We start from the raw sequence: 7,478 nt of genomic DNA, 5'->3' as shown, positions 1-7,478 counted from the left end.
CGGTCTGCACGCGAGCACCACCCGCCCCGGACCGGTCGCCCCGTCCACCTCAGCCACCTTCACCGGGGTCACCACCCTCTTGTCGCAGAACGCGCAGAACCGCGCGGCAGGATCCGGCCTCCGGTACCCCAGGTCACCCGGGTCGCTCACGACGCCACCCCCTGACCGCACCGTTCACACGACGTCAGCCGGTCAGCGTTCTCCTCCCGCACGACGTACGGCCGGACAAGTCGGGAAGCGTCACCGTCCAGCCAGTCCTCCGCCAGGCCCCGACCCGACCGCGTCCGCCGGCCGGGCAACAGCCTCCACCGCACTCCTCCGAGTCGCGCCATGCGCATCTCGACCGCCGGCACCGCACCGGCCGCGAGCACGGCATGCGCCGGCCCACCCCCAGGCAGTCCGAACAACAACCTCCACCACAGGTGGGCAAGGCAGATAGCCTTGTACACGTCGACGCTCCTCAACCAGCGTTTGACCACGCCCCGGGGCGGTCGCACCCGCCTCGGGGTTCTTCTCGCTCAGCAGCCTATACCTAGCGTGCTATAGCACGCTAGGTATGCCCCATCTCGCCTATCTCTGCATGGCATGCCTAGCGTGGTCAAGTGATCGAATTCGCTCCTGACGAGCCGCGCTGGCGCCAAGTAGCCGCAGTCCTGCGGCAGCGCATCGCAGACGGCACCTACCCTCCGGGCACGCGCGTGCCTTCAGTCCTGCAACTCCAACAGGAGTTCGGCATTGCCGGAGCGACCGGCCAGAAGGTTCACCGTGCACTCCGCGAGGAAGGGCTGATCTACACCGAGCCGGGTCTCGGGTCGTTCGTCGCCAAGTCGAAGTAGCAGCGATGGTCAGATACTCCGACCGCCCTACCCGCGCTTCAAGGGTGCTTGCACCATGGGCCGCCTGGCAGAAGGGAGTCGAGCACCGTCAGCAGTCCCGGTGGCTCCACGGGGTCCCGCAGGGTGTTCAGATCATCCGGCGCGATCCAGACGTGCGTGCCGAGGTTCACCTGCTCGTCGGGGAGTAGGCCGGTCCGAGCCAAGGCCGGCCGCTCATCGGGGAACCGAGCGACGAAGAAGTGTTCCTTCCCTCTGTAGTGCCTGCCGTTCCAACGCACATCGCGCTCGACGAATACCGACGGGTCGGCGACCGCAACCGGATCGAGGCCGGTTTCCTCGGCCAGTTCACGCCGCGCTGCCGTCAGCGGCGTCTCGCCTGGCTCGATGCCGCCGCTAGGCGGCTCCCACAGCCACGTCCCCTCCTTCGGATCCCGCCAGTGCAGGAGGAGCAGGCGGTGGTCGGCGTCCAGGCAGATGACCCGGGCTGCGGGCCAGTCTACTGCTTCCACCGTCCCGACGTTACGCGGTGATCACGGGCCCTGAGGGCTACTCCGCGTGGCGGCGAGCCAGCACGTGGGCGTCGAGGAAGCCGCGTTCGGGACTGGGTCGTGGATCAGCCGGGCGAACGTGACGAGACCCGCCGCGGCCACCGGTGACGATCAGCATGGTGACCCACTCCACGAGTGCATGCGGCAGATCGAGTGCGGCAGGATGGATGACCAACGAGGCCCCCGAGCAACGTGATTGAGACGTCAGGCATCTCGATAAACAGCCCGGGGGCCTCGCTCGTTACGGTCGCAGGCAGTCACCTGATCGGTGGCCATATCGAAGAAGCTCAATCACTCCTAAGCGAGGCCGAGAACCTGCTCGGATCCAGCGCGACGGTGGTAATCATCGCAGCCGCTCTACGGGCCGAGGGATCCTCATCGTCGGCGGCGTTCCTTAGCCAACAGCGCTTGCTGCACTGTCGCTTGCATGATCGCAGGGACCGTCGCACAGCTCGATCAGATGACGGCAGGCGGTGCCTCGTGGAAGCCCTGGGTCAGTACAAGGACCATCCGCCCGTGTGCCGGGGCCCTCCATCCCGACGCGAGCTAGCCTGCCCCTGGGCGCGCTCCTCACGTAGCTCCCGCTCCTGCTCCGCAATCATCCGTTCCCCTTCGGCTGCCAACTCCGCGCGCTCGTCGTCGGACAGCTCGTCCCACTTCTCCTTGAATGGCTGCATGCTGGAAATCAGCCCCTCGGCGTAGGTAGGATTCGCGACCGCCTCTCGCAGGCCCATCCGCCCAGTCAGCACCTCCTGCGCCATCTCCTTGACAGTGTCACCAGCGCCTCCTTCCGCGAGCTTCTCCAGCGTCAGCCGCATCCTCCTGGCTGCCACTGGGTCGTTCTGGGTGAACTCCATGAACTCGGAGTCGTCCACGTACCGCTGCGAACCGCTTTCCTCAGCCACTTGAACTCCTTCGACTTCCTACTCGAATGTCCACTCACATCCCCGCGCACCACCTGGCACCGTAGAGTAAACGCTCTCCAGCCGTGAAGAAGGCGGGGCAACGTGAGCCGACGCTGACTTAGACGACTTGATTGTCGTATTCCTTCTTCGGTACAGGAAACTTCTTGATCGCCTCAACCTCAGCCACCACACCCGCCTGCCCCGATGACCGCGCCCCGTTGATCGTGATGTAGAGCATATTCAATGCATCCAGCGTGTCATCGACGATTTTCGCCGCCCTTGCACACTGGGCCGCGATGATTGCCGCAGCTCCTACGGTGAGCACGAGCCCAACACCAGTCGCCGCCGCTGCTGCACCAGCCGCCGCTTCCAGGGCGACCTGGATCGCAATATCGCCAATCGTCGTCATCGCAGCCTTGAGCACGTTAATGAACGCATTTATCTCACGGGCGACTTCCTCATAACACCCATGCAACTTCTTGAAGATCTCCTGCGCTTCCTTGATCTTCCTGGCGATTTCGTTGAAATAGTCGTACGCCGTGTCCGCCGCTTGACCGTTCCAGGAGACACTCAGGTTGCGGTTACCATGGTCAACGTTAGTGCCCACTGCGGAACACAGCGCACCGAGCTTTATCCATGCCTTCGCGCAAGAATCGAATGTGCCCCAGTCCCCGGCGACAAGCTGAGCCAGTGAGCCGAGCACATCGTAGTTGAAAATCAACTTGATGCCCTCGTTTATCAGCGCGGTGGGGCTACAGAGATCCAGAACCACGCCAACACTTTCACCAATGGTGCTCAGCGCACTGTCTGAGTTATTCATAACCGCATCCCACCGGTCCCCTCCCAGACCCTTCCAACGGGCTTCAAAGAAGCCCGGCTCGGGATCCGCCTTGAGACATTCCTGAGCATCCTCCGGATCCGTGAAGGTGGGAAGAACGACGCCGATTGCAGCGAATTCATTAGGGCCAAGCGGGCCGTGCTTCCCGGTCGGGTAAGTGCGGTCCACTGCTGCCGCTTCGTTAGCATCCGTCATTCGGTAATATGTCGCGGACCTCACCAGTTCAGCCGAAGACTGGGCGAGCACATCCTTGTACCCGACGAACGCCTGCTGTGCATGAACGGAGCATTCTTTGTGCAGTGCCACGACGTGTTGCCAGAGTGTGCTGCCTGCGCCAGAGGTCTCGATGCCCGTATTGTTCTGCACATACCGGCCCGCTGCGGCCATATCGTCTTCTGCCCGGCCAACCTGCTTGGCGTAGGCGTCAAGATGATCCGGCTCTACCTTGAATTTGTCCACGTTTCTCGATCCTCAAAGTGGCAGCTTCCCGAATTGTGTGAATCCCTGACGTCCCGGCGCGGGGTGGGCTCGGAGGAGGGGGCGGCGGGCCAATGTGCGACGAGGAAGGCCGCTCGGGGCCAGAGGGCGCTTGGACCGTGCCGCCCAGAGTCTTGGCCCGGCGCCTGAGGCGGTATTTCCCAGCAATGCGATTGCCCACCAGTCCTACCGCCAGCAGAAGGGGAGCCAATACCAGGGGGCCCGCAGCTCCCTCTGTGAGGTAACCGTCCCACAGCCCGGTCACTCCCGTAGCCGCCGCCAGCAACGCAAGGACACCACAGATCAAGCCTGGGTAGCGAAAAGGCTGTTGGCGCAACACGGCCAGTTCCACAGGGCGAAGGTGCTGTACATACCCCAAAGTCGAAGGACGTGCGACCTCCCCGTCGGGTACATCGCTACTGTCGAAATCCTGAGTCCAGCCCCGTACATAACGCCCGTCGCCCAGTGCGAGGATAGCGGGGGCTGAGCACGGTGAATGAGTTACTGTCCCACTCGGTGCCCAGTAGAGCCATCCCTCACGGCCCTTCAGCGCTCTGCCGATTGCTTCGCCATCAACAGGGCTTTCGAGGAACAAGGTTCGCTCACCATCGTCCCCGCTCAGGCGCAACGCTCCCGCGTAGCGAGCCCTACGCCGCTTCCGCACCTGCTCGGGTCCGTCATAGGCCCATCGGTGAGCCGATCCGAACTCAATGAAGGCTTCTAGCGGGTGTGGCGCATGAAGGCCTGCCCCACCGTCCAGCACGACTACCGGAAGGGCACGCGCCGCGCCATCCTTAACAGCCACTTCAACCCGAGCAACAGCCTTCGCGCCTTCAGCGCGCTTTGCCGACCAAAACACCACTGACCAGAACATGATGATGCCCGCAACGAAGGATCCACCGAAGATGCCGGCACTCACGTCATCACCTTGGTCCGAGCCCCCGCTAAGCGACCACTGAACCCCCAGCATGAGGGGAAAAATCCCGGCTGCGATCACAGTTGCTGTCCGTAGCCCCTGATTATCCATCTGCCAGCGGCCCGTCAGCCGGAAAGCACTCGGCTGACTAGATCTTGGAGCGCGCGGGAGCCGCCATGTCGCCTCGTAGCGTACACGATTACGGCGCAGCTCCCACCAGAACCCAATCACAGACACAGCCAGGTTGAGCACCAGATCCCAACGAGGCGCGGAAGCCGTGAAGCGCACCACCATGCACACGGACGCCCCGAGAATGCCTCCCCATACCATGAGACGTGGAAGCAAATGTCCAGAAGAATCACTCTGTTCCGGCATATCCTCTCTCCTTCACCATTGAGGTTCTTCGTGATGGCCACCGATCAGGTGACTGCCTGCGACCGTAACGAGCGAGGCCCCCGGGCTGTTGATCGAGATGGCCGACGTCTCAATCACGTTGCTTGGGGGCCTCGTTGGTTGCGCTTCACGGCCCATCACTCGATCGGTGGCCAGTTGGAAGAGGCTCACTGAGCTGGAGGGTGATTGGGCGGCGCAGGCGGATAGCCGCCATGCGCGGGACCTTGGCCCTGGTACGGACCGGGCACGTGGGGTGGCACGCCGTTGACCACCGGGTAGCCGGGGCCGGCCCCGTAGACGCTGGGGTACAGAGGAGCTGGTGCACTACGCCGCTTCTTCTTGACCGCCGATGCGACGAGAAGCGCAACGACCGTACCGAGGAACAAGACCACAACTCCGCCGAGTATGGCCTTCTGTCCGCTTGTGAGGTCGTCCTCCACCGCCCCGCCATCTCCTGGAGCGACTGCTCCGGCAGCGCCTTGCTCAGGATCAGACTTCGGAGGTTTGGGGATCTCCAGGGGACCACTCCTGGAGCCTGGCGGAATGTTCTCCGTGAGAGCCCGGTAGGGCCGGATCATTCCGTAGCCGTAGTAGCTGTCGTGACCGTCGGGCGCGTCGATCCGGTCAGGGAGCAGGGCGGTCTTCGCAAGACGGTTGACGATCTGGCCGGCCGTCAGGTTGGGGAACTTGGCTCTCAGCAGTGCAGCGGCCGCGGAGACGTATGCGGACGCATACGAGGTGCCGGCGAACTCCCGGTAGGGCTCAACCACGGCCGCGGCCGTGATGTAGTCGCCTGGCGCGGAGAGCATCACCTGGCGTCCACCCGACGAGTCTTCCCAGATGTTCCCCGCCTCGTCGATGGCACCGACGGCGACCACGCTCTTCATGCGAGCCGGATAGTTCACCCCGCCGTCGTTTCCACTTGAGGAAACGACAAGGACGTCCTTGTTAGCGGCGTATGCGAGCGCCTCTTCCTCCTCGGGCTTGATGCTCTCCGCGCCGATGGACATATTGATGACCGATGCCCCCTGGTCAACGGCGTAACGGATGGCCTTGGCGTAGCTCATCTGGCTGCCGTGCAAGTGGGGGCTGTCGCCCTTGGTTGCTATTCGGACAGGCAGGATCTTAGCGTCGGGAGCGAGACCAATCACCCCGTTGGTGTTCCCCGGGCCGTGACCATGTGCGGCGATGACCGAAGCAACGGCTGTTCCATGGTCGAAACGTGTTTCCTGGTTGGCTGGACCTCCAGCCAGCATGTCCATCCCCGGAAGCACGTTCTCTCGCAGGTCGGGATGGCTACCGTTGACGGCGCTGTCGAGCACAGCGACCGTGACACCCTGGCCCGTGGACTCCTTCCAGACCTTCTCGACCTCAAATGCCCTCAGGGCCCACTGGTTGTCCCTGATCTGGTCAGCCGAGGCGGTAGGAGCCGAGCCGATGAGCAGGGCTCCCGCGAGTATCGCACTGCCGATCGCGCGCAGCGCTCTTGTCTTACCCATCCTCAACTCTCCATGTCAGGCGCTTCACGGACCCACTCACGCTGCACAGAGGGCCAGTTCGCCAGAACCTTCCGCTGCCGACTCTTCATCAACCGTCAGTCAACGAGCTTCCAGACGACGCTCGCCTCGCCGTCACCAGTGATCCTGTCGATACCCCACACCATGTAGAAGGGCTTGTCCTCCGGAGCCAGATAGATCTCACACGGCTTGTAAGACCGGCCTACGGTGAGCGCTCCCCGCGCGTTCGGGTCAAGGAAGTTGCACTTGTCGTACTCATCGACGTAGTTGACCCGCGTGATCCGCTCACCGGGTGCGCTCTGGATCGTCACCTGGGAGTACCAGGTCGGGATCCAGGGCTCCTCACCACCGCGGTTGGTGTAGGAAACGGTGATGTAGTACGGCACCAGCCCAGGAGCTTCCTCGAGATCGATGCCTGCGGCCTTCAGCTCCGCATAGCTACCCTTCTGGACCTTGTACGGCGTGACATCGAGCTTTGTCGTACCGTCGCTGCCCTTGAAAACGACGGACCGCACCTCGTCGACGTCGAGGACGTCCTTGAACTCGCCTGCGGGCGTTTCGCCGCCGCCCGGTGATCGCATGTCCGGGAGGGAGGGTTCGTCCGGCTGAGCTGGGCTGTCCGGCGAGTCAGCGCCCGGGCTGCGCTCGGCGGAGTTGCCCGCCTCGTCGCTCTGATCCTTGTCGCCGTCGTCGCCCGTCGCGACGTAGACGATGCTCCCGACGACCAGCGCAAGGACGATGCAAGCGGCACCAACTACCAGCGCCGTCTTGCTGCCGCCGTTCGAAGAGGGCGGAGGCGGAGGCGCCTGCCCATAGGGCGGCTGCGGGTACCCGGGGCCAGGAGGCGGCGGAAAGCCGGGCTGCGGCGCGTTCGCTGGAGGCGGCGGTACGGGCGGTCCGGTGGGGGGAAACTGCGCCCCGGGCTGCGGCTGCTGATAGCTCATGAGGGTAAGGATGGCTCCTTGCAGAAATGAGGGGCGACGCGGCCGCGTGAGGGTGTGAGGTGCCACCGCGCGCCCTCAGGCACTTGGATTACTGGCCGGGGGGT

At 63.8% G+C, this 7,478-nt stretch carries 6 protein-coding genes and 1 pseudogene; 1 reads left to right on the top strand and 6 read right to left on the bottom strand.

Annotation, left to right across the window (positions count from 1 at the left end):
* Positions 1-602 precede the first annotated feature (602 nt).
* Positions 603-836, top strand: a complete 234-nt coding sequence (locus tag GL263_RS17195) for a GntR family transcriptional regulator (protein WP_182856610.1) — start codon at positions 603-605, stop codon at positions 834-836.
* Between the two features lie 38 nt (positions 837-874).
* Here the strand turns inward: GL263_RS17195 and GL263_RS17190 are convergent, their stop codons facing one another.
* From GL263_RS17190 to GL263_RS17170, 6 genes and pseudogenes are all read right to left on the bottom strand, one after another.
* Positions 875-1,345, bottom strand: coding sequence for an NUDIX hydrolase (locus tag GL263_RS17190; protein ID WP_182856609.1), 471 nt, complete (start codon positions 1,343-1,345; stop codon positions 875-877).
* Positions 1,346-1,457: 112 nt separating this feature from the next.
* Positions 1,458-1,559, bottom strand: a pseudogene (locus GL263_RS29260) (IS5/IS1182 family transposase); the annotation flags it as partial.
* 319 nt (positions 1,560-1,878) lie between these two features.
* Positions 1,879-2,289 carry a hypothetical protein gene (locus tag GL263_RS17185; protein WP_323379443.1) on the bottom strand — a complete coding sequence of 137 codons (411 nt, stop codon included), beginning with the start codon at positions 2,287-2,289 and terminating at the stop codon, positions 1,879-1,881.
* A 118-nt stretch (positions 2,290-2,407) separates the two neighbouring features.
* Entirely contained in the window at positions 2,408-3,586 is a 1,179-nt protein-coding gene (locus tag GL263_RS17180; RefSeq protein WP_182856608.1) for a hypothetical protein, read from the bottom strand.
* Positions 3,587-5,080: 1,494 nt separating this feature from the next.
* Complete coding sequence (locus GL263_RS17175) at positions 5,081-6,412, bottom strand: S8 family serine peptidase (protein ID WP_182856607.1); 1,332 nt, start codon at positions 6,410-6,412, stop codon at positions 5,081-5,083.
* 95 nt (positions 6,413-6,507) lie between these two features.
* Positions 6,508-7,374, bottom strand: a complete 867-nt coding sequence (locus GL263_RS17170; RefSeq protein ID WP_182856606.1) for a hypothetical protein — start codon at positions 7,372-7,374, stop codon at positions 6,508-6,510.
* Between the last annotated feature and the right edge of the window lie 104 nt (positions 7,375-7,478).

This window comes from Streptomyces durbertensis (assembly GCF_014156695.1).
GTDB classification, from domain to species: Bacteria; Actinomycetota; Actinomycetes; order Streptomycetales; family Streptomycetaceae; genus Streptomyces; species Streptomyces durbertensis.
The sequence above is the reverse complement of the archived record's forward strand: the minus strand, read 5'-3'. Positions and strand labels throughout refer to the sequence as shown.